Below are 18,992 nucleotides of genomic sequence, written 5' to 3' on the forward strand. Positions count from 1 at the left end.
GAGGTCCGATGGCCGCGACGCCCGAGGCCTACATCGCCGGCGCCGTGCGCACGCCCGTGGGCAGGCGCGGCGGGGGGCTGTCCCTGGTCCACCCCGCGGACCTCGGCGCCCACGTGCTGGCCGCGCTCGTGGAGCGCACGGGGATCGACCCGGCGGCCGTGGACGACGTCGTCTTCGGCTGCGTCGACGCCGTCGGGCCCCAGGCCGGGGACGTCGCCCGCACCTGCTGGCTCGCGGCCGGGCTGCCCGAGGAGGTGCCCGGCGTCACGGTCGACCGGCAGTGCGGGTCGTCGCAGCAGGCCGTCCACTTCGCGGCGCAGGCCGTCATGTCCGGCACCGCCGACCTCGTGGTGGCGGGCGGCGTGCAGAACATGTCGCAGATCCCCATCGCGTACGCCTCGCTCGGCGCGGCCGAGTCCCTGGGGCTCACCGAGGGTCCCTTCGCGGGCTCGCGCGGGTGGCGGGCGCGGTACGGCGAGCAGGAGGTGTCCCAGTTCCGGGGGGCCGAGATGATCGCCGATCGGTGGGGGATCACACGGGCCGCGATGGAGGAGTTCGCCTACGCCTCGCACGTCCGGGCCGTCCGGGCGGCCGGCGAGGGGCGGTTCGCCCGGGAGATCGCGCCGCTGGAGGGCGTGACGGCCGACGAGGGGCCGCGACCCGACACCTCGCCGGAGAAGATGGCGGCGCTGCGGCCGCTCGTCGAGGGCGGCCGCCTCACGGCCGCGGTCGCCTCGCAGATCTCCGACGGCGCGGCGGCCCTGCTGGTGGCGTCCGGACGGGCGCTGCGGACCCACGGGCTGACGCCCCGCGCCCGGATCCACCACCTGTCCGCCCGGGGGGAGGACCCCGTCCGCATGCTGTCGGCCCCCATCCCCGCGACCGCGTACGCGCTGAAGAAGGCGGGCATGACGATCGGGGACCTCGACCACGTGGAAATCAACGAGGCGTTCGCCTCCGTGGTGCTGGCGTGGCTGAAGGAGTTCGACGTCGACCCGGGACTGGTCAACCCCAACGGCGGGGCCATCGCGCTCGGCCACCCCCTCGGCGCGACCGGGGCCCGCCTGATGACCACCATGCTCCACGAACTGGAGCGCACCGGCGGCCGCTACGGCCTGCAGACGATGTGCGAGGGCGGCGGCCAGGCCAACGTGACGATCCTCGAACGCCTCTGACCGCGTCACCCGTCGCGGTCCCGGTCGTGGTTCCGGTCGCGGTCAGGCCCCCACGAGCCGCCGTACGGCCTCGACGACGGCCGCGCGGTGCCCGGCCGCCTCTTCCGCGCGGAAGCCGGGCGGGACGTGGGGGCTGGCGGGCGTCCACGCGCTCGCGAGGGCGAGGACGAAGACCAGCAGGTCCTCGGGGGCGAAGTCCCCTGACCGCGGCCGCGCGGCCTGGGCGAGGGCCTCGGTCTTGCGCCGCATCGAGTCGCTCAGGCCCTCCGGCGCGCGGCCGGTGCCCGCGCGCTCCAGGCGGTGCCAGGTGGCCAGCCTGAGCTGGTGGGGGTGGCCGAGGAGGTAGTCGAACAGCCGTCCCGCGTAGCCCGGCAGGTCGTCCGGCGTGAACGGCACCTCGTCGAGCAGGCGGGTGACGTGGGCGTCCATCACCGCGTCGAACAGCCCGTCCTTGTTGCCGAAGTACGTGTAGATCAGCGCCTTGTTGGCCTTCGCCGCGGCGCCGATGCGGTCGACCCTGGCCCCCGCGATCCCGTGGGCCGCGAACTCGTCGGTCGCCGCCCGGAGCAGGCGCGCCCTGGTCGCGTCGGGATCGCGGGTCCTCCCGCGCTCGTCGTCCGGCATGCGATCAGCATAACCAACTAACTGTTCATTTGCTTGCCGTCGGCGTCGTGGGCTAGCGTGCTAGCTAAACAACCAGTTATTTAGGAGGCGGACATGGCGACGACCTGGCTGATCACCGGCACTTCCCGGGGGCTCGGGCACGAGCTGGCGAAGGCGGTCCTGGAGCAGGGCGACCGGCTCGTGGCGACGGCCCGCCGTCCGGAGCGGCTCGGCGATCTCGTACGGGCGTACGGCGACCGGGTCAGGACCGTCGCCCTCGACGTCACCGACGCCGCCGCCGCGCGGGCGGCCGTCGCGACGGCGGTCGAGGAGTTCGGCGGACTCGACGTGGTCGTGAACAACGCCGGCTACGCCGACTCCGCGCCCATCGAGGAGACCTCGGAGGAGGACCTGCGCGCGCAGTTCGAGACGGACTTCTTCGGGCTGGTGAACGTGACGAAGGCCGCGCTTCCGGTGCTGCGCGAGCGGCGTTCCGGCACGTTCGTGCAGGTCTCCTCGGTCGGCGGCCGCGTGGGCGGCACGCCGGGGATGGGCGCCTACCAGGCCGCGAAGTTCGCCGTGGAGGGCTTCTCCGAGGTGCTCGCCAACGAGGTGCGCCCGCTGGGCATCAGGGTCCTGATCGTCGAGCCGGGGGCGTTCCGCACCGACTGGCAGGGGTCGTCGATGCGGAGGCCGGCCGTGGGCCCCGACTACGAGGAGACGGTCGGCGCCATGAACCGCTACCGGGACGCCTCCGACGGCCGCCAGCCCGGAGACCCGGCCCGCGCCGCGCGGATCATCACCCAGGTGGTCGGCATGGAGGACGCGCCGCTGCGCCTGCTGCTCGGCAGCGACGCCGTGGAGGCCGCGGCCCGCTCGTCGGCGTCCCGGGCGGAGGAGGCCGAGCGGTGGGCCTGGCTCAGCAGGTCAGCCGACTACCCGCTGGAGCAGCCGTCCCGGGCCTGACCGGCCGTGCGATCAGGGGGCGGCGACGTGGCGGACGGCGGCGACGAGAGCGGCGTTGGGCAGCCCCTTGAGCAGGTAGGCGCTCACGCCCGCGTCGCGCATCTCGCTCATCGACCGGGCGTCGGTGTGGGCGGAGAACGCCATGATCCGCGTGCCGGGGCAGCGCCGCCGGATCTCGCGGGCCGCCCGAGCGCCGCCGCCTCCGGGCATCCGCACGTCGAGGATGGCGACGGCCGGCGCGTGCAGCACGGCGAGGGCGATGGCCTCGTCGGCGTCGGCCGCCTCCGCCACCACGGACAGGTCGGGCTCGGCCTCCAGCACCTCGCGGAGAACCTCGCGGATGATCGGCTCGTCGTCGCCGATCAGGACGGTCAGTGGGCCGGCCCCGGCGGTCACGGCAGCGGGTCCTCCTCTCCGTACCTGAGCGCGGGCAGCCAGAACTCGACGCTGGTGCCGCCGCCGGGCCTGCGCCGCACGCCCCACCAGCCGCCGGCCGTCTCCGCCCGCTCGCGCATCTCGATGAGGCCGAAGTGGCCGGGCCGGGTCACCCCGTCGGCGGCCTCGCCGATCCCGATCCCGTCGTCCGACACCCGGACGAGGACGCCGTGGTCGACCGACGTCAGCGACACGGCCACGCTCTGGGCCTGGGCGTGCTTCTGGACGTTGGCCAGCGCCTCCTGGCAGATCCGGAAGACGGTGATGGCGGTCTCGCGGGGCGGCTCCCGGTCCAGGTGGTGCTGCAGCGTGTACGCGAGGCCCGCCCCCGGGGTGATCTCGTCCAGGTAGCTGGTCAGGCCCTCCACCAGGCCGTTCTGGTCGATGCCCGGCGGGCGCAGGCGGAAGGTCAGGTCACGCAGCCGGCCGATGGCGGCGGCGACGGCCTCGTCGAGACGGGTGACGGGCGCCGCGTGCTCCGCGGGCAGCCGGGAGGCCAGCAGTTGCAGGCGCATGCCGACGGCGACCATGGACTGGATGGTGTCGTCGTGCACGTCCCAGGCGATGCGGCGGCGCTCCAGCTCCTGTGCCCTGACCAGGTGGGCCACCAGCCTGCCGCGCTCGTCGAGGGCGCGCTCGACCGTGCGGCGCTCGGTCATGTCCCGGGTGACCTTGCCGAAGCCGCGCAGGGTGCCGTCCTCGTCGAACAGGGCGGTGATGACGACGTTGGCCCAGAAGCGGGTGCCGTCCTTGCGGACCCGCCAGCCCTCGTCCTCCAGCCGTCCCTCGGCGGTGGCGGTCCGCAGCTCGCGGTTGGGCTTGCCCGCGGCCTTGTCCTCCGGCGGGTAGAAGACGGAGAAGTGGCGCCCGATGATCTCCTCGGCGGCGTACCCCTTGATGCGCTCCGCGCCCGCGTTCCAGCTCACGACCCGGCCCGTGGGGTCGAGCATGAAGATCGCGTAGTCGAGGACGCCGTGCACCAGCAGGCGGAAGCGCTCCTCGCTCTCGCGCAGCGCCTGCTCGGCCATGCGGCGCTCGGTCGCGTCGCGGACGACCTCGCCGAAGCCGCGCAGGGTGCCGTCCGCGTCGTACAGGGCGGTGATGACGGAGTTGGCCCAGAAGCGGGTGCCGTCCTTGCGGACCCGCCAGCCCTCGTCCTCGACCCGTCCCTCCGCGACGGCGACCTCCAGTTCACGGCCCGGCCTGCCCTCGGCCGTGTCCTCCGGGAGGTAGAAGACGGAGAAGTGGCGCCCGATGATCTCCTCGGCGGCGTACCCCGCGATGCGCTCGGCACCCGCGTTCCAGCTCACGACGCGGCCTGTGGGGTCGAGCATGAAGATCGCGTAATCGATGACCTTGTCGACCAGCAGCCGCAGATCCCGAGGATCGTAGGACGCGTACGCGGGGGGTTCCTGGCCGGCTGACAGGGGATCGGGCATACCACAGCTTCGCACGTACGGCCACGCCTCCGCGTGCCGGAGCCCACGGGAGACGGCGAAGCCGGCCGAGGCGGCCGGGCTCGGCACGGTGACGGGGCCGGGCGGAGTGGCCGAGTCCGGTTCGGAGATGCGGCGGCGCGGAGTGGCGGGGCGGGGCCGGATGGCGATGCCGGGCCGGAGCGCGGGGCGGGGCATGCCGGGCGTCAGGCGATGGCGGGGTCGTGGCCGCCGACGACGACGGTGAGGTAGGCCTCGAGCTCGCACCACACGACCTTCCCCCGCTGCAGCGGGGACACCCCCCAGCCGGAGCAGAGCCTTCGTACGACGTCGAGCCCGGTCCCACCCGGGCCGGGCTCCGCTCCCAGCGGCGGCAGCTCGGCACCGGCGTCGCCGACCTCCACGCGCACCATCGAGGAGCCGCCGGTCAGGCACAGGGTCGGCGCGCCGCTTCCGTGCCGCAGCGCGTTCGTGACCAGCTCGGAGACGACGAAGATCACATCCTCGTGGTGTCCGCGGTAGCCGCAGGTGGTGAGGGCGCGCCAGGTCATCTCCCTGGACATGCGGATGCTGTCCAGTCGCTCCGGTAGCTGATGCTCGATCCGGTACGACCGAGGCCCGATGCCCATCCGTCCACTCTCCGCGACGGACGGGGCGGGCGCGAGACGCATGCGGGCCGCGTCCTCAGGTGCGTATGCAGACTTCTGTCTGGTGCGTCTGCATCAGTCGATGATGCCCTCGCGGCGGGCGATCACGACCGCCTCCAGCTTCGACCGGGCGCCGAGCTTCTCCAGCACCCGCTGCACGTGGTTGCGCGCCGTGTTGCGGGCGACGCCCAGCCGGTCGCTGATCTGGTCGGTGCTCGCGCCCTCGCCGAGCAGGAACAGCGTCTCCCGCTCCCGCTCGGTGAGGCGGGCGCCCGATCGCTGGACGCGTCCGGTGAGCCGGTCGAGCACGCCCGCCAGCAGGTCGGGGGAGAACACAACGGAACCGGCGGCGACCGCGCGCACCCCCGACTCGAGCTCCCGCAGTGGGGCGGACTTGAGCATCAGCCCGGCTCCGCCCGCCTCCGCCACCCGGGCGGCCACCGACACCGTGGCCTCGCCCGTGAGCATGAGGACCCGGACGCCGGGAGCGGCGGCCGTCAGGGGTTCGATCGCCGCGATCCCGTCGCCGTCCGGAAGCCGGCGGTCCAGGATCACGACGTCGGGACGCACGCGGGCGGCCTCCTCCACCGCCTCGGCGATCGACCGCGCGGAGCCCACCACCTCGACGCCTTCGGCGCTTCCGAGCGCCAGCGCGATGGCCTCGGCCACCATGCCGTGGTCTTCGACGATCAGCAGCCGGATCGCCCGTGGACGGAGCGGCTGCGGTTGCGCTGGCATGAGGAATCCCTCTGCTGGGGGCGGTCCGACTTCGCCATTGTCCCGCCTCCGCCACCGCACGACGAGGGCCGGGGCTACCCGTCCCGGACGTCGAGGCCCAGAGTGGCGGCGACGGTGATCGCCTGGTAGGGGTCGATGACCGCGCCCGCCAGCACGGCCGTGTACGGGTCGAGCGACGACAGGTCGCTGCCGCGCAGGTCGCAGCGGGACAGGTCGGCCTTCTCCAGCCGGGCGCCGGACAGGTCGACCCGGCGGAGCACGGCGCCGGCGCACCGCGCCCCGGAGAGGTCGGCCTCGCGCATCCGGACGCCGTTGAACGTCGCGCGGCGCAGGTCGGCCGCCGGGAGCGAGGTGAACGACCAGTCGCCGCCCTCGACCTTGAGCAGGTCGAACGTGCAGTCGTCGAACACGCTGCCCACCAGCTTGCACCCGGTGAAGGCGGCGTCGAAGAACGTGCACCGGGTGAAGGCGCAGTTGACGAACGCGGCGTCCTCGTGGACGGACGCGTTGAACCGGACGTCGCGGAAATGGCACTCGACGAACTCGGCCCCCCGCCCGGACGCCTCGGTCATGTCCACGTCGACCAGCGAGACCCGGTGGTGGCTTTCGCCGGACAGGTCCCGCCCGTCCCAGTCGGCGGAGCGGATGACGCTCTCGGTGAGCGGCGCGATCCGCCCGCGCCGGGCGTCAGCCACGACCGCCGCCCGCGCGTCGCCGGCCCCTGATCCGATGGAGCCCGGCGCGGGGCCCGAGACGCGACCCGTCGGGTCCGGGGTGAGGCTCGAGACGTGACCCGTCGGGCCCGGGGCAGGTCCGGGCTCGGAGTGTCTGCATGCCGCCGACCCTATCCGCCACGTCCGACAGAACCGCCACAGCCGCCACAGCCGCCCGCCTCCGACGCCGCCCCGGACGGAACCTTGCGGCGTCCCGCTGCGCGGTGGTGCCGGCATCGTGCACACCATGTCCACAACATGTCCGGCGGCCGCGCCCACACCACCTCCGAGCTGTGCGGACGCCTCCCGGCGGTGCCGTGGTGGCGCCGGTGGTGCGTGGTGTCCGGCAGGACGCCGCCTCGGGGGACCGGTGGGTCAGGTGGCGTCGTTCTCGCCGCGGAGGACGGCGAGGCTGCCCCGGGCCGCCTGCCGCATGCCGGGCACGAACGCCCGTGCCTGCTCGGGCAGGCCCGACAGGACGAGCTCGACCTCCTCCGGCGAGCCCACCTCGTCGAACAGGCCGATCATGAGATGCGCGCCCTCCATCGGGGCCGTCGCGACGACCTGCTGTGAGAACTCCGCCCACGCCTCCGGGGACACGTGCGCGCGCAGGGCCGGGAACAGCAGCGGTTCCTCCCGCTCCAGATGGTCGTGGACGAGGTCGCGTACGGCGGAGGCGGCCTCGGCCAGGGCGGCGCGGCCGGTGTCGCCGATCGGCACGCCGGCGAGGGCGTCGAGCGCGGTGTCCAGCAGGTCGTGGTCCTCGCTCAGGGCGGCCAGCTCAGCGGCGGTCTCGGGGGCGGCTGCCGTGATCAGGGGCCACAGCTGCCCGTCCTCGCTCTCGTGGTGGTGATGCAGGTTCGCGACGAGGAAGTCGCGCAGCTCGGCCAGCGCCCCGGCCGGAACCGAGGGCCGTCCGGCGGCCTCGGTCAGCAGCGTCGTGGCGGCGCGGTGCATCTTGTGGGTCAGATCGGTCTCGACGACCGCCGTGGGTTCCGTCCGGATGTCTGTCACGTTCCGACGCTACTGAGGAATGGTAGTTATGGTCAATAGAGATACCTCTATTCAATGCATTGTTCATCGGAAGGTGGGATGCTGATCGCGTGACCAGGTACCGCTCCCCCCGCCGCGAGGACGCGGCCGCCGCCACCCGCGAGGCGATCATCAGCAGCGCCCGGGACCTGTTCCTCGCCCACGGCTACTCCGGCGTGACGGTGGCGCAGATCGCCGCGGCGGCCCGGGTGGCCGTCCAGACCGTGTACAGCAGCGCGGGAAGCAAGGCGGCGATCCTGTCGGCGCTGCTGGAGCCCGTGGTGAACGACCCCGCCGTGAACGAGGTCATGGACGCGATCGTGGCGGCCACGGATCCGCGGGAGATCGTCGGGCTGACGGCCGCCGGCACCCGGCGCACCCATGAGCGGCACTGGTCCCTGGTCTTCGGCCTGCTGCACGAGGGCGTGGGGGAGCCCGCCGCCGCCGACGTGGTCAGGGCCGCCATGGACGCGTACGTCGCGGCGCTGTCGACGGTCGCCGGCCGTCTCGTGACCCTGGACGCCCTGCGGCCCGGGCTCGACCGGGCCCGGGCCGTCGACCTGCTGTGGTTCTACCTCGGCCAGCGCGCCTGGTTGGTCCTGGTGGGGGAACGGGAATGGACGTTCGACCAGGCCGAGGAGTGGCTGGCCGCCTCCGCGCGGCAGGCGCTCCTGCGCGTCCCCTAGGCCGTCGACGGGCGTCCTCTTGGCCGCCGGCGGATACGGGCGGTGGGAAACCGCCGCCTCGAAGGGGCCATAATCACGTCTGAGACGTCAGGAGACATCATGGGGATCATCTCGCGCGGCTTCCAGGGCCGGCGCCGCGGCAGCGACGGGAGACTCCCTCCCGGCCAGTACCTCGTCCACGACTTCCCGGTGCTGTCCGCGGGCCCGACGCCGCGGGTCCCGCTGGACCGCTGGGAGTTCACCATCGACACCGAGGACGGCCGGCGGCACCGGTGGTCCTGGCAGGACCTGATGAAGCTGCCGAGCGAGACGCCGACCGTCGACATCCACTGCGTGACGAAGTGGTCGAAGCTCGACACCGCCTGGCAGGGCGTCTCGCTCGACGTCCTGTTCGAGGAGGTCGAGAGCGCCGCCGAGTACGCCCTGATCCACTCGTACGGCGGCTACACGACCAACCTCCCGGTGGAGGACCTGCTCGACGGCAAGGCGTGGCTCGCCTACCGGTACGACGGGGACGACCTCGCTCCCGAGCATGGCGGGCCTGCCCGGCTGCTCGTCCCGCACGTGTACTTCTGGAAGTCCGCCAAATGGGTGCGCGGCATCCGGTTGCTGGACGAGGACGAGCCGGGGTTCTGGGAGACCGCCGGCTACCACAACTACGGCGACCCGTGGCGCGAGCAGCGCTACGAGGGCGACTAGGGTGCGCCGGCTGCCATGGCGGGTCGCCCGGCTCGCCGAGTCGCGGTGGGAGAACGACAGCGCCCGCACGCTGGTCCTGGAGGTGCCCGGGTGGCCGGGTCACCTGGCGGGCCAGCACGTCGACGTGCGGCTGACGGCCGAGGACGGCTACAGCACCCAGCGCAGCTACTCGATCGCCGCCCCGGCCGACGGGGAGCGGGTCGAGCTGACCGTCGAACGCGTGCCCGACGGCGAGGTCTCGCCGTACCTGGCCGACGTGCTGGAGATCGGGGACGAGGTCGAGATCCGCGGGCCCGTGGGCGGCTGGTTCGTCTGGCGTCCCGACGGCGCGGCGCCGGTCCTGCTGGTCGCGGGGGGTTCGGGCATCGTGCCGCTCATGGCGATGGTCAGGCAGCGCCGCCGCGCGGGGAGCCGGACGCCGTTCCGTCTGCTGTACTCCACCCGGGACCCCGGCCGCCGCTACTACGCGGAGGAGCTGCGGCGCCCGGACCCGGGGCTGGACGTCACCTACGTCTACACCCGCGCGGTCCCTGAGGGCTGGTCCCGACCGCCGGGGCGGCTCATGCTCGACGACCTCGCGGCGGGAGGATGGCCCGCCGAGTTCGCGCCCGACAGCTACGTCTGCGGCCCCACCGGGTTCGTCGAGCGGGCCGCCGACCTGCTGCTGTCGCTCGGGCACGACCCGGGCCGCGTCCGGACCGAACGCTTCGGCCCCACGGGAGGCTGACATGACAGACGACCACCTCGACGGCAACGCGCTGGCCGGCCCGCTGCGGGAGATCTTCGCCGTCGACATGACCGCCGCCGTGGGGCGGTGCGCGGGCTGCGGGCTGACCGGTCCTCTCGCGACTCTCCACGTCTACGGCCCGGGACCGGGGTTCACGGCCCGCTGCCCGGGCTGCGAGGAGGTCGTGCTCCGCGTCGTACGGGGACCGGACGCCGCCTGGCTCGACCTGCGCGGCGCCGTGTCGCTGCGGATCCCGCTCACCGACGCCGAGCCGTCCTGATCGGCCTTCCCGGGCCCTCTGAGCAGGCCGGAGCCCGTACGCCGGCGCACGTGCACGCTCACCCCCGCGGGGCCCGTCTCCGGACGGTCAGGACCGCCCGAGCCAGTGGTCGGGTCCGAACACCTCGTAGTGCACCGCGCCGGCCGGGATCCCCCGGGCGAGCAGGTGGGCGCGGACGTCGCGCATGAACGGCAGCGGCCCGCAGAGGTAGGCGACCAGCGAGCCGGGCAGGTCGACGGCCCCGAGGTCGACGCGGCCGACGCGGTGTCCCGCCTGGGCGCCGGGCGCCTCGCGGTAGAAGAGGTGCAGCGTGGCGCCGGGGAGCGCGGCGACCAAAGACTCCAGCTCCTCGCGGTGGGCGTGGTCGGCGGGGGAGCGGTCGCCGTGGACGACCACGACGCGCCGCCGCGACCCGGTGGCCGCGAGATGGGCGGCCATCGACACGACCGGGGTGACGCCGATCCCCGCGGAGGCGAGCAGCAGGGGCGCCTCCCCCTCGGGCAGCGTCACGTCGCCGAACGGCGCCGAGACCGTGAGCGTGTCGCCGGGCCGGGCGTTCGCGTGCAGCCAGGCGGACACCTCGCCGTCCGGGCCGCCGCCGCGCGCCCGCTTCACGCTGACGCGCCACCGGTCCCGGCTCGGCGCGCCCGACAGGCTGTACTGCCGGATCTGCCGGGCGCCGTCGGGCAGCGTCACGGCGACGCTGACGTACTGACCGGGCGCGAACGCGGCGGGGACCTCCGGCCGCAGTGTGAAGGAGACGACGTCCGGGGTCTCGTCCCGCCGCTCGGTCACCGTCGCCCGCCTCCACGCGCCGCCGCCGGGAGAGGCGCCGCGCAGCCGTGCCTCGCTTCGGATCAGCGCGTCGGCCATCAGCCAGTAGACCTCGTCCCACGCCTGGCCGACCTCGGGGGTGACGGCGCCGCCGAGCACCTCATCGATGGCCGCGAACAGGTACTTGTGGACCACGTCGTACTGCTCGGCCGTGACGCCGAGGGAGGCGTGCTTGTGCGAGATCCTGGCGAGCATCGCGTCCAGGGGCGGGCCGGAACGTTCCACCAGGCCCGCGGCGAAGGCGACGATCGAGGCGGCGAGCGCGGCACGCTGCCTCCCGCTGGCCTGGTTGCCGCGGTTGAACAGGGTCCGCAGCAGGTCGGGATGGTCGGCGAACATCCCCTCGTAGAAGCGGGCGCTGATGTCGTCGATCGCACCGCCGATGGCGGGCAGGGTGGCGCGGACCGTCGCGGCCGACTCCGGTGAGAGCACGGCGACCTCCAAACAGGTGAAGCAGATACGAATTAAAACGGCGCCGGATTCACGGGGCTCACTCGGCCGCGGGCGCCAGGCCCACGAGCAGCGGGCCCGTCGGCGAGGCGACGAGATCGCCCACGGTGACGGAGTCGAGCGAGGCGTAGAACGCCTGCTGCGCGGCGCGCAGCGCGCCCCGCAGGCGGCAGGCCGCTCGGAGCGGGCAGGGCGTCTCGCCCTCGCACGTCACGACCTCCTCCTCGCCCTCCAGCTCTCTGACGAGCCAGCCGAGCGAGGCCGACCTGCCGAAACGGGTGAGCCCGAGCCCGCCGCCGCGGCCCCTGCGGGCCTCGACGACGCCGAGGTGGCGCAGCCGCGCGATGGCCTTCGCCGTGTGCGTGTACGGGATCGCCATCGCCTCCGCCACCTGGCTGGTGGTGAGCGACGCCCCCGGTTCCAGGACCGCCAGGCGCATGGTCACGCGCAGCGCCAGGTCGGTGAATTTCGTCAACCGCACACCGTCACGCTAACAAACTTGCATCCGAAATACCAATTAAAGGATGTCCGATGGGCGGGTTGGGATGCGCGGACCTGCCGGCCGCCGGACGCGGCGGGGCCTGCCCTGGGTGGGAGTCGGGTCAGCGGTGGTGGGCGGCGGCCTCCGCCGTCCGGCGGAACTCGTGGAGCACGGCGTCGGTGTCGGCGGCGCGGTGGACCAGGTGGACGGCGACCAGGGGCGCGGGCGGCGCCAGATCGAGCACCTCGACCCCCGCGTACCCGAACCGCCGCAGGCTCTCGGGTCCCACGCCGACGCCGAGCCCGCACGCCACCAGCCCGAGCAGCGTGTGCAGCCCGCTCGCCTCGATGATCGACCGGGGCTCGAACCCGGCCGTACGGCACATGGCGAGGACGGCCTCGGCGAGCGCCGGCTCGGCCTGCCGTGCGGTGAGGACCAGGGGATGTCCGGCGAGCGCGGCGACCGGGACCGGCGCCCGGCGGCGCGGCCCGGCCGGCCGCTCGGTGGTGGCCCAGGGCCCGGCTCCCGCGGCGTCGCCCGCGAGGGGCGACCCCGATGGCCGCTCGGTGGTGGCCCAGGGTCCGGCTCCCGCGGCGTCACCCGTGAGGGGAGACCCGGGGGAGACGACCGCGACGAGGCGCTCGCGGATCAGGGGGACGCTCGCCAGGTGCTCGCGCGCCGGGGCTGGCACCGGTCCGGTGACGAAGCCGGCGTCCAGGTGCCCGGCCATGAGCTGGGCGAACTGCTCGGACGCCGGCGCCTCGACGAGCTCCAGCCGTACGCGCGGGCGGCGCTCCGCGAACGCGGAGACAGTCTCGGGCAGCACGGCGGCGAGGGCGGTGCCGGTGAAGCCGACCGCCAGGGTGCCGCCGTCGCCCCGTCCGGCGTCGGCGGCCTCGGCGGCCGCCAGCTCCAGATGGCGGACGACGTCGCGGGCGTGCCGGAGGAAGACGCGACCGGCGGCGGTGGGGCGGACCCCGCCGCCGGCGCGCTCGAACAGCTCCTGGCCGACGTCGGCCTCGAGTGCCTTGACCTGCTCGCGGAGCCAGTCCTGGTGGACGCCGAGGGCCTGCGCCGCCCGTCCGACGTGCCCGTGCTCGGCCAGAGCCAGGGCGTACCGCAGGTGGCGCAGCTCCATCCGCCCTCCGTCGTGTCCGTCATTGTCCGGAAACGCACAGCGATGTCGTGACCTTATCTCGCGCGCCCGCGGGCCGGGCCGGCCCCGTTCCCGCACCCGGGAGTGTCCGGACGAATAGGTAGGAAATTTCCTACCTATAATGACCTCATGAACATCACTCGGATCCAGCTCGTCTCCGTGCCGGTGTCGGACCAGGAGCGGGCCAAGGACTTCTACGTCGGCACCCTCGGCCTCGACCTGGTGCGGGACAACCCGATGGGCCCCGACCAGCGGTGGGTGGAGGTCGCCCCTGCGGGGGCGCAGACCGCGATCACGCTGGTCACGTGGTTCCCGAGCATGCCGCCGGGTAGTTCCAAGGGCCTGGTGCTGCAGACGGCGGACGTCGATGGAGACATCGAGCGGCTGCGCCGTGCCGGCGTCGCCGTCGAGGGGCCGCAGGAGGCCCCGTGGGGGCGGTTCGCCACCTTCGACGACCCCGACGGCAACGGCATCGTGCTGGCCGGTCCTCCGCCGGCCGGCGTGTAGAGGGAGGAGACGCCATGGCGGCCGGCGGCGTGAGTCACCCGGTGTTCGCGCGGGTCTACACCCGCCTGAGCGAGGCGCTGGAGCGCCACGGGCTGGCCGAGCGCCGCCGGGCGCTGCTCGGCGGCCTGTCGGGCCACGTCGTCGACGTCGGGGCCGGCAACGGGCTCAACTTCGCCCACTATCCGCCCTCCGTCGAGAGGGTCATCGCCGTGGAGCCCGAGCCGCGGCTGCGCCGAACGGCCCGGGAGGCGGCCCGGTCCGCCCCCGTGACGATCGAGGTGGTGGACGGCCTGGCCGACCGGCTGCCGGTGCCCAGCGGGGCCGCGGACGCGGTGGTGTTCTCGCTGGTGCTGTGCTCGCTGCCCGACGTTCCCGCCGCGCTGCGCGAGGCGCGCCGGGTGCTCCGGCCGGACGGCCGGCTGGTGTTCCTGGAGCACGTCCGCGCCCCCCTGCCCGGCGTTGCCCGCGTCCAGCGGCTGCTCGACGCCGGGCCCTGGCCGGTCCTGGCCGGCGGCTGCCACCTGTCCCGGGACGCCGTCGCCGAGGTCCAGGGGGCCGGTTTCGCGGTCGAGCGTCTCGACCGGTTCGCGTTCGGCGGGATCCGCAGCCCGTTCACCTTCTTCGTCTTGGGCGCCGCCCGGCCGGAGGGCTGACGGGGGAGAGGCCTGGCGGCGACGGGGATTTGACTAATCGGACCACAGTCCGCATGATGGTGAGCGTACCGGACCGCAGTCCGCTACGTTTCGAAGGAGGACCGTCATGAGCCGTCTGCTGCACATCTCCGCCTCGCCCCGGGGCGCCGCCTCGGCGTCGCTCGCCATCGCCGGGGTCTTTCTCGACGCCTACCGTGCCGCGCATCCGGAGGAGGTCGTCGACCACTTCGACCTGTGGGACGGGTCGCTGCCCGAGTTCGGCCCGGCCGCGGCCACGGCCAAGATGACCGTCATCGGCGGTGGCACCCCCACCGGCGAGCAGGCCGAGGCCTGGGCCGCCGCCGTGGCGACGTTCGAGCGGTTCGACGCCTACGACCGCTACCTGTTCAGCGTGCCGATGTGGAACTCCACGGTGCCGTACAAGCTGAAGCAGTTCATCGACGTCGTCAGCCAGCCCGGCCTGATCTTCGGCGTGGACCCCGAGACCGGGTACTCGTCGCTGCTGACCGGGAAGCGGGCGGCCGTCGTCTACACGAGCTCGGTGTGGGGGCCCGGGCTCGGCCCGGAGTTCGGGGCCGATCACCAGTCGGGGTTCTTCAACGACTGGCTGCGCTGGACCGGCATCACGGACATCCGGGAGATCAGGTTCCACCCCACGCTCACGGGGGACGCCGACCTCGCCCGCAAGCGGGCCGAGGAGAGCGCCCGGGAGATCGCCCGCGCGTTCTGACGCGTCCCGCGCCGTACGGCCGCCGGGCCTGCCTTCGTCCACAGGGCCGGTGCGGCGGTGAGAGGCACCGGCGCCGGCACGGTAGATTCGCCCGAGCGAATCGTGCGGACGTCGGACCGGCGCCGGGACGCCGGCGGCGGGTGGGGGGAGCGGAAATGGGAGCCGAGGGCGAGATCCTCGCGGAGGCGCGGCGGCGGCGGACCTTCGCGGTGATCAGCCACCCGGACGCCGGAAAGTCGACGATGACCGAGGCCCTCGCCCTGCACGCCTCGGCCATCACCCAGGCGGGAGCCGTCCACGGTAAGGCCGGGCGGCGCGGCGTGACCTCCGACTGGATGGAGATGGAGCGGGCCCGCGGCATCTCGATCACTTCGGCCGCGCTGCGCTTCGAGTACCGCGGGCACGTCTTCAACCTGGTGGACACCCCCGGCCACGCCGACTTCTCCGAGGACACCTACCGGGTCCTCGCGGCCGTCGACTGCGCGGTCATGCTGCTCGACGCCGCCAAGGGCATGGAGCCGCAGACCATGAAACTGTTCGAGGTCTGCCGCCACCGCCGCATCCCCGTCATCACGTTCGTCAACAAGTGGGACCGGCCGGGCCGCGAGGGCCTGGAGCTGCTCGACGAGATCGAGGAGCGCACGGGCCTGCGGCCCACGCCCGTCACCTGGCCGATCGGCTCGGCCGACGCCTTCCAGGGGGTCGTCGACCGGCTGGACGGCCGGATCGTCCGCTACGCCCGCACCCCCGGCGGCGCGACCAGGGCCCTGGAGACGGAGCTGACCCCGGAGCAGGCGGCGCGGGAGCTGGGCGCCGACTGGACGCGGGCGAGCGAGGAGGCCGACCTGCTGACGGCGATCGGCGCCGACCACGACCAGAAGCGGTTCGAGGCGCACGAGACGACGCCGGTGCTGTTCGGGGCGGCGCTGTCCAACTTCGGCGTCGCCCGGCTGCTCGACGTGCTGGTCGCCCTGGCCCCGGCGCCGGCGCCCCGGCCCGACGTGCAGGGCGCCCTCCGGCCGCTGGACGCGCCGTTCTCCGGGCTCGTGTTCAAGGTGCAGGCCAACATGGACCGGGCACACCGCGACCGGATCGCGTTCGTCCGGGTCTGCTCCGGCCGCTTCGAGCGCGGCATGGTGCTGACGCACGCGGCGACCGGCCGCCCGTTCGCCACGAAGTACGCCCAGTCGGTGTTCGGCCAGGAGCGCACGACCCTCGACGAGGCCCATCCGGGAGACGTCGTCGGCCTGGTGAACGCCTCGGCGCTGCGCCCGGGGGACACGCTCTACGAGGGCACGGCGGTCGAGTTCCCGCCCATTCCGAGCTTCGCCCCCGAGCTGTTCGCCGTCGCCCGGGTGCGCGACACCGGCAAGGCCAAGCAGTTCCGCCGGGGGATCGACCAGCTCGACGCCGAGGGCGTCGTCCAGGTGCTCAGGTCGGACCTGCGCGGCGACCAGGCCCCCGTGCTGGCGGCGGTCGGGGCGATGCAGTTCGAGGTCGTCCAGCACCGCCTGGCCGCCGAGTTCGGCGCGGAGACCGTGCTCGACCGGCTGGAGTACACGCTGGCCCTCCGGACCGACCCGCAGTCGGCGGAGACGCTGCGCCGCCAGCGCGGGGCGGAGGTGCTCGTGCGCAGCCGCGACGAGGCCCTGCTCGCCGTGTTCACCGACCAGTGGCGGATGCGCTCGATCCAGCGCGAGCACCCCGGCCTCACGCTCGACCCCATCATCGCCGGCGCCGGCCAGGAGTCCTGACCCCGCGCCCGCCGATCGCCCAGCCCCCTGCCGCGCGTGCGCCGCCTCCGCGCCCGGCCTCATATCGCCTCGCCGGTGTCTGCGCGTCCGCCCGGTCCCGTGCTGTGGCGCCGCGTCTGCGCGTCCGCCTGATCCCCCGCCGCGCGGCGCCGGGCGATCAGGACGCGTGTCCGCATGCGGACATGCGTCTTCTCATGACCACATGCCGGATGTACGACGAGCAAGTCCTGAAATTCCCTGACTGGGCACGTAGCGGTGCCTCCAGTGAGGTGGTCATGAGAAGCATCCTCCCCCTGAAGCTGACGTTCGTCCTGGTACTGGCCGGTCTGCCGGCGGTCGGGGCCGCCACGGGCGCGGCCGCGGCGACCAACCGGGAGATCCCGGCGGCGGGCAGCACCGCCATCCAGCCGGTGGCGGCGGGCCTGGACACCGGCGTCCAGGTCCCGGAGATCCGCGGCGCGGAACCGGGTGAGCAGGACGCCAGGCGTGCGGCCCCCAAGCTCCCGCCGGTCAACCGCAGCCTGTCCCGCCACTCCGGGCACCACGGCGTCGTCGTCGGCTCCCGTCCCCCCAGGTCGAACCCCACGGTGGCCCTGTCCTTCGACGGCATCAGCCACCGGGACCAGCGGCTCGCCAACGGCGGCAACCAGTTCTCCACCGAGCCGCCCGACCAGGGACTGTGCGCGGGCAACGGCTTCGTGCTCGAGTCGGTCAACGACGCGCTGCGCGTGTTCGACTCCTCGGGCAGGGCGCTCATCGGCGTCGCCGACCTCAACACCTTCTACGGGTACCCGGCGGCCATCGACCGGGCCACCGGCGCGCAGGGGCCGTTCGTCACCGACCCGTCCTGCTACTACGACCCCGACAGCAGGCGCTGGTTCCAGGTAGCCCTCACCCTCGAGGTGGACGCCGACACCGGTGACTTCACCGGCGTCAACCACCTCGACGTCGCGGTGAGCACGTCGGCCAGCCCGCTCGGGAAGTGGACGGTCTACCGGGTCGCGGCGCAGGACGACGGGACCGACGGCACCCCCGCGCACCCCGGCTGCCCCTGCCTCGGCGACTACCCCCACATCGGCGCCGACGCCTTCGGCTTCTACGTCACGACCAACGAGTACGAGTTCTTCGGCGACGGGTACAACTCCGCCCAGATCTACGCCTTCCCCAAGTTGCGGTTCGTCACGTCCCCGGCCTCAGTCCCGGTCGTGCAGTACGACACGACGGGCCTCGGCGCCGGCGGCGCCCCCGGCTTCACGATCTGGCCGGCGCAGTCCCCGAGCTCCCAGTACGCGCCGGACACCGAGTATCTCCTGTCGTCCGACGCGGCCGAGGAGGCGAACGGCACCGGCACGAGCGACCACGTCATCCAGTGGCGCCTGTCCGGCACGTTCCTCCTGAACACGGGCGGCACGCCCACGCTGAGCAGGAAGATCGTCCCGGTCGGCGCCTACTCGATCCCGCCCAAGGCCGACCAGAAGCCGGGCGACTTCCCGCTGGGGCAGTGCGTGAACGACACCACCACGCCCACCCCCCTCGGGCCGGGGTGCTGGAGGTACCTCCTCGCCGACGAGCCCGAACACGACGAGGCCGAGGCGCCCCTCGACTCCAACGACACCCGGATGCAGCAGGTCGTGTACGCCGGCGGGAAGCTGTGGGCGGCGCTCGACACCGCGGTGACGGTGGCGGGGCAGGACAAGGCCGGCGTCGAGTGGTTCGTCGTCGACCCGCGCACCGCCCGCGCCGACAAGCAGGGATACCTGGCGCTGGCGCACAACAACCTCGTCTACCCGGCCGTCGGCGTGAACCGGAGCGGGCGGGGCGTCATCGCCTTCACCGTCGCCGGCGCCGACTACTACCCGAGCGCCGGATTCGCCTCGCTCGACGCCCGTACCGGCGCGGGGGACGTGCAGATCGCGGCGCCGGGGAAGGGACCGCAGGACGGCTTCTCCGGATACAAGGCGTTCAACGACCCGCCGCGTCCGCGGTGGGGCGACTACGGCGCCGCGGCGGCCGACGGCGACGCCGTCTGGATCGCCTCCGAGTACATCGGCCAGTCGTGCTCCCTGGCCCAGTACACCGCCGCGCCGCTGCTCACCTGCGGCGGCACCCGGACGGCCCTGGCCAACTGGGGGACCAGGATCACCCGGCTGACGTTCTGACCCCGCCGGAGGGGCGCCGTCCGCGAGCCTTCCCGCCCGGGGACGGCTCGGGGACGGCGCCCCTCGCCGGTAAGAGATCTTTCCCTTGACCGCGGGTCTTGACCGGCCTACTATCTGGTCACTTTGTTAAT

At 73.7% G+C, this 18,992-nt stretch carries 21 protein-coding genes; 11 read left to right on the forward strand and 10 right to left on the reverse strand.

Annotated elements, in window-relative coordinates; all coding sequences use genetic code 11:
* The first annotated feature begins 8 nt into the window (after window positions 1-8).
* Complete coding sequence (locus Mco01_RS14050; protein ID WP_204057334.1) at window positions 9-1,175, forward strand: acetyl-CoA C-acetyltransferase; 1,167 nt, start codon at window positions 9-11, stop codon at window positions 1,173-1,175.
* 42 nt (window positions 1,176-1,217) lie between these two features.
* Here the strand turns inward: Mco01_RS14050 and Mco01_RS14055 are convergent, their stop codons facing one another.
* Window positions 1,218-1,799 (reverse strand): TetR/AcrR family transcriptional regulator, encoded by a 582-nt coding sequence (locus Mco01_RS14055; protein WP_204057335.1) that lies wholly within the window; start codon window positions 1,797-1,799, stop codon window positions 1,218-1,220.
* Between the two features lie 93 nt (window positions 1,800-1,892).
* Between Mco01_RS14055 and Mco01_RS14060 the strand changes: the two genes are divergently transcribed.
* Window positions 1,893-2,744 (forward strand): oxidoreductase, encoded by an 852-nt coding sequence (locus Mco01_RS14060; protein WP_204057336.1) that lies wholly within the window; start codon window positions 1,893-1,895, stop codon window positions 2,742-2,744.
* Window positions 2,745-2,756: 12 nt separating this feature from the next.
* On the opposite strand, the gene Mco01_RS14065 is transcribed toward Mco01_RS14060, so the two are convergent.
* The 6 genes from Mco01_RS14065 to Mco01_RS14090 all read right to left on the reverse strand — a co-directional run bounded on the left by Mco01_RS14065 (window position 2,757) and on the right by Mco01_RS14090 (window position 7,727).
* Window positions 2,757-3,140: a response regulator gene (locus Mco01_RS14065; RefSeq protein WP_204057337.1), complete on the reverse strand. Its 384-nt coding sequence runs from the start codon at window positions 3,138-3,140 to the stop codon at window positions 2,757-2,759.
* Window positions 3,137-4,618: a PAS domain-containing sensor histidine kinase gene (locus Mco01_RS14070; RefSeq protein ID WP_204057338.1), complete on the reverse strand. Its 1,482-nt coding sequence runs from the start codon at window positions 4,616-4,618 to the stop codon at window positions 3,137-3,139. Before Mco01_RS14070 ends, Mco01_RS14065 begins: the two co-directional genes overlap by 4 nt.
* A 203-nt stretch (window positions 4,619-4,821) precedes the next feature.
* Complete coding sequence (locus tag Mco01_RS14075) at window positions 4,822-5,244, reverse strand: ATP-binding protein (RefSeq protein WP_204057339.1); 423 nt, start codon at window positions 5,242-5,244, stop codon at window positions 4,822-4,824.
* 93 nt (window positions 5,245-5,337) lie between these two features.
* The gene (locus Mco01_RS14080; protein WP_204057340.1) at window positions 5,338-6,000 is read right to left on the reverse strand and encodes a response regulator transcription factor; all 663 of its coding nucleotides are present in this window, start codon (window positions 5,998-6,000) and stop codon (window positions 5,338-5,340) included.
* A gap of 74 nt (window positions 6,001-6,074) precedes the next feature.
* On the reverse strand, window positions 6,075-6,695 hold the full coding sequence (locus Mco01_RS14085; RefSeq protein WP_239103598.1) for a pentapeptide repeat-containing protein: 621 nt from the start codon (window positions 6,693-6,695) through the stop codon (window positions 6,075-6,077).
* 393 nt (window positions 6,696-7,088) lie between these two features.
* Complete coding sequence (locus tag Mco01_RS14090; RefSeq protein WP_204057342.1) at window positions 7,089-7,727, reverse strand: hemerythrin domain-containing protein; 639 nt, start codon at window positions 7,725-7,727, stop codon at window positions 7,089-7,091.
* 89 nt (window positions 7,728-7,816) lie between these two features.
* On the opposite strand from Mco01_RS14090, the gene Mco01_RS14095 reads away from it, so the two are divergent.
* From Mco01_RS14095 to Mco01_RS14110, 4 genes are all read left to right on the forward strand, one after another.
* Window positions 7,817-8,431, forward strand: coding sequence for a TetR/AcrR family transcriptional regulator (locus tag Mco01_RS14095; protein WP_204057343.1), 615 nt, complete (start codon window positions 7,817-7,819; stop codon window positions 8,429-8,431).
* A gap of 99 nt (window positions 8,432-8,530) precedes the next feature.
* Window positions 8,531-9,130: a sulfite oxidase-like oxidoreductase gene (locus Mco01_RS14100; RefSeq protein ID WP_204057344.1), complete on the forward strand. Its 600-nt coding sequence runs from the start codon at window positions 8,531-8,533 to the stop codon at window positions 9,128-9,130.
* A gap of 1 nt (window position 9,131) precedes the next feature.
* Window positions 9,132-9,857 (forward strand): ferredoxin reductase, encoded by a 726-nt coding sequence (locus tag Mco01_RS14105; protein WP_204057345.1) that lies wholly within the window; start codon window positions 9,132-9,134, stop codon window positions 9,855-9,857.
* A gap of 1 nt (window position 9,858) precedes the next feature.
* On the forward strand, window positions 9,859-10,137 hold the full coding sequence (locus tag Mco01_RS14110) for a DUF6510 family protein (RefSeq protein ID WP_204057346.1): 279 nt from the start codon (window positions 9,859-9,861) through the stop codon (window positions 10,135-10,137).
* Window positions 10,138-10,224: 87 nt separating this feature from the next.
* Here Mco01_RS14110 and Mco01_RS14115 read toward each other — a convergent pair whose 3' ends face one another.
* The 3 genes from Mco01_RS14115 to Mco01_RS14125 all read right to left on the reverse strand — a co-directional run bounded on the left by Mco01_RS14115 (window position 10,225) and on the right by Mco01_RS14125 (window position 13,040).
* Window positions 10,225-11,403: a globin domain-containing protein gene (locus Mco01_RS14115; protein ID WP_204057347.1), complete on the reverse strand. Its 1,179-nt coding sequence runs from the start codon at window positions 11,401-11,403 to the stop codon at window positions 10,225-10,227.
* Between the two features lie 58 nt (window positions 11,404-11,461).
* On the reverse strand, window positions 11,462-11,902 hold the full coding sequence (locus Mco01_RS14120) for an RrF2 family transcriptional regulator (protein ID WP_036320495.1): 441 nt from the start codon (window positions 11,900-11,902) through the stop codon (window positions 11,462-11,464).
* Window positions 11,903-12,023: 121 nt separating this feature from the next.
* A complete protein-coding gene (locus Mco01_RS14125) occupies window positions 12,024-13,040 on the reverse strand; it encodes a LysR family transcriptional regulator (protein ID WP_204057348.1) in 1,017 nt (338 codons plus the stop codon).
* A gap of 147 nt (window positions 13,041-13,187) precedes the next feature.
* Here Mco01_RS14125 and Mco01_RS14130 point away from each other — a divergent pair, with 147 nt between their 5' ends.
* From Mco01_RS14130 to Mco01_RS14150, 5 genes are all read left to right on the forward strand, one after another.
* Window positions 13,188-13,565 (forward strand): VOC family protein, encoded by a 378-nt coding sequence (locus Mco01_RS14130; RefSeq protein WP_204057349.1) that lies wholly within the window; start codon window positions 13,188-13,190, stop codon window positions 13,563-13,565.
* A 14-nt stretch (window positions 13,566-13,579) separates the two neighbouring features.
* Window positions 13,580-14,218: a class I SAM-dependent methyltransferase gene (locus tag Mco01_RS14135; RefSeq protein WP_204057350.1), complete on the forward strand. Its 639-nt coding sequence runs from the start codon at window positions 13,580-13,582 to the stop codon at window positions 14,216-14,218.
* 106 nt (window positions 14,219-14,324) lie between these two features.
* The gene (locus Mco01_RS14140; RefSeq protein ID WP_204057351.1) at window positions 14,325-14,948 is read left to right on the forward strand and encodes an FMN-dependent NADH-azoreductase; all 624 of its coding nucleotides are present in this window, start codon (window positions 14,325-14,327) and stop codon (window positions 14,946-14,948) included.
* Window positions 14,949-15,103: 155 nt separating this feature from the next.
* Window positions 15,104-16,702: a peptide chain release factor 3 gene (locus Mco01_RS14145; RefSeq protein WP_204057352.1), complete on the forward strand. Its 1,599-nt coding sequence runs from the start codon at window positions 15,104-15,106 to the stop codon at window positions 16,700-16,702.
* 275 nt (window positions 16,703-16,977) lie between these two features.
* Window positions 16,978-18,861: a hypothetical protein gene (locus Mco01_RS14150; protein WP_204057353.1), complete on the forward strand. Its 1,884-nt coding sequence runs from the start codon at window positions 16,978-16,980 to the stop codon at window positions 18,859-18,861.
* The last annotated feature ends 131 nt before the right edge of the window (window positions 18,862-18,992 follow it).

Source organism: Microbispora corallina (assembly GCF_016863035.1).
GTDB classification, from domain to species: Bacteria; Actinomycetota; Actinomycetes; order Streptosporangiales; family Streptosporangiaceae; genus Microbispora; species Microbispora corallina.

Excerpts from the sequence above, each read along its gene's own strand:
- Mco01_RS14050 (WP_204057334.1), top strand. The coding sequence starts at position 9 with ATGGCCGCGACGCCCGAGGCCTACATCGCCGGCGCCGTGCGCACGCCC.
- Mco01_RS14055 (WP_204057335.1), bottom strand. The coding sequence starts at position 1,799 with ATGCCGGACGACGAGCGCGGGAGGACCCGCGATCCCGACGCGACCAGG.
- Mco01_RS14060 (WP_204057336.1), top strand. The coding sequence starts at position 1,893 with ATGGCGACGACCTGGCTGATCACCGGCACTTCCCGGGGGCTCGGGCAC.
- Mco01_RS14070 (WP_204057338.1), bottom strand. The coding sequence starts at position 4,618 with ATGCCCGATCCCCTGTCAGCCGGCCAGGAACCCCCCGCGTACGCGTCC.
- Mco01_RS14075 (WP_204057339.1), bottom strand. The coding sequence starts at position 5,244 with ATGGGCATCGGGCCTCGGTCGTACCGGATCGAGCATCAGCTACCGGAG.
- Mco01_RS14080 (WP_204057340.1), bottom strand. The coding sequence starts at position 6,000 with ATGCCAGCGCAACCGCAGCCGCTCCGTCCACGGGCGATCCGGCTGCTG.
- Mco01_RS14100 (WP_204057344.1), top strand. The coding sequence starts at position 8,531 with ATGGGGATCATCTCGCGCGGCTTCCAGGGCCGGCGCCGCGGCAGCGAC.
- Mco01_RS14110 (WP_204057346.1), top strand. The coding sequence starts at position 9,859 with ATGACAGACGACCACCTCGACGGCAACGCGCTGGCCGGCCCGCTGCGG.
- Mco01_RS14125 (WP_204057348.1), bottom strand. The coding sequence starts at position 13,040 with ATGGAGCTGCGCCACCTGCGGTACGCCCTGGCTCTGGCCGAGCACGGG.
- Mco01_RS14130 (WP_204057349.1), top strand. The coding sequence starts at position 13,188 with ATGAACATCACTCGGATCCAGCTCGTCTCCGTGCCGGTGTCGGACCAG.
- Mco01_RS14135 (WP_204057350.1), top strand. The coding sequence starts at position 13,580 with ATGGCGGCCGGCGGCGTGAGTCACCCGGTGTTCGCGCGGGTCTACACC.
- Mco01_RS14140 (WP_204057351.1), top strand. The coding sequence starts at position 14,325 with ATGAGCCGTCTGCTGCACATCTCCGCCTCGCCCCGGGGCGCCGCCTCG.
- Mco01_RS14145 (WP_204057352.1), top strand. The coding sequence starts at position 15,104 with ATGGGAGCCGAGGGCGAGATCCTCGCGGAGGCGCGGCGGCGGCGGACC.
- Mco01_RS14150 (WP_204057353.1), top strand. The coding sequence starts at position 16,978 with ATGAGAAGCATCCTCCCCCTGAAGCTGACGTTCGTCCTGGTACTGGCC.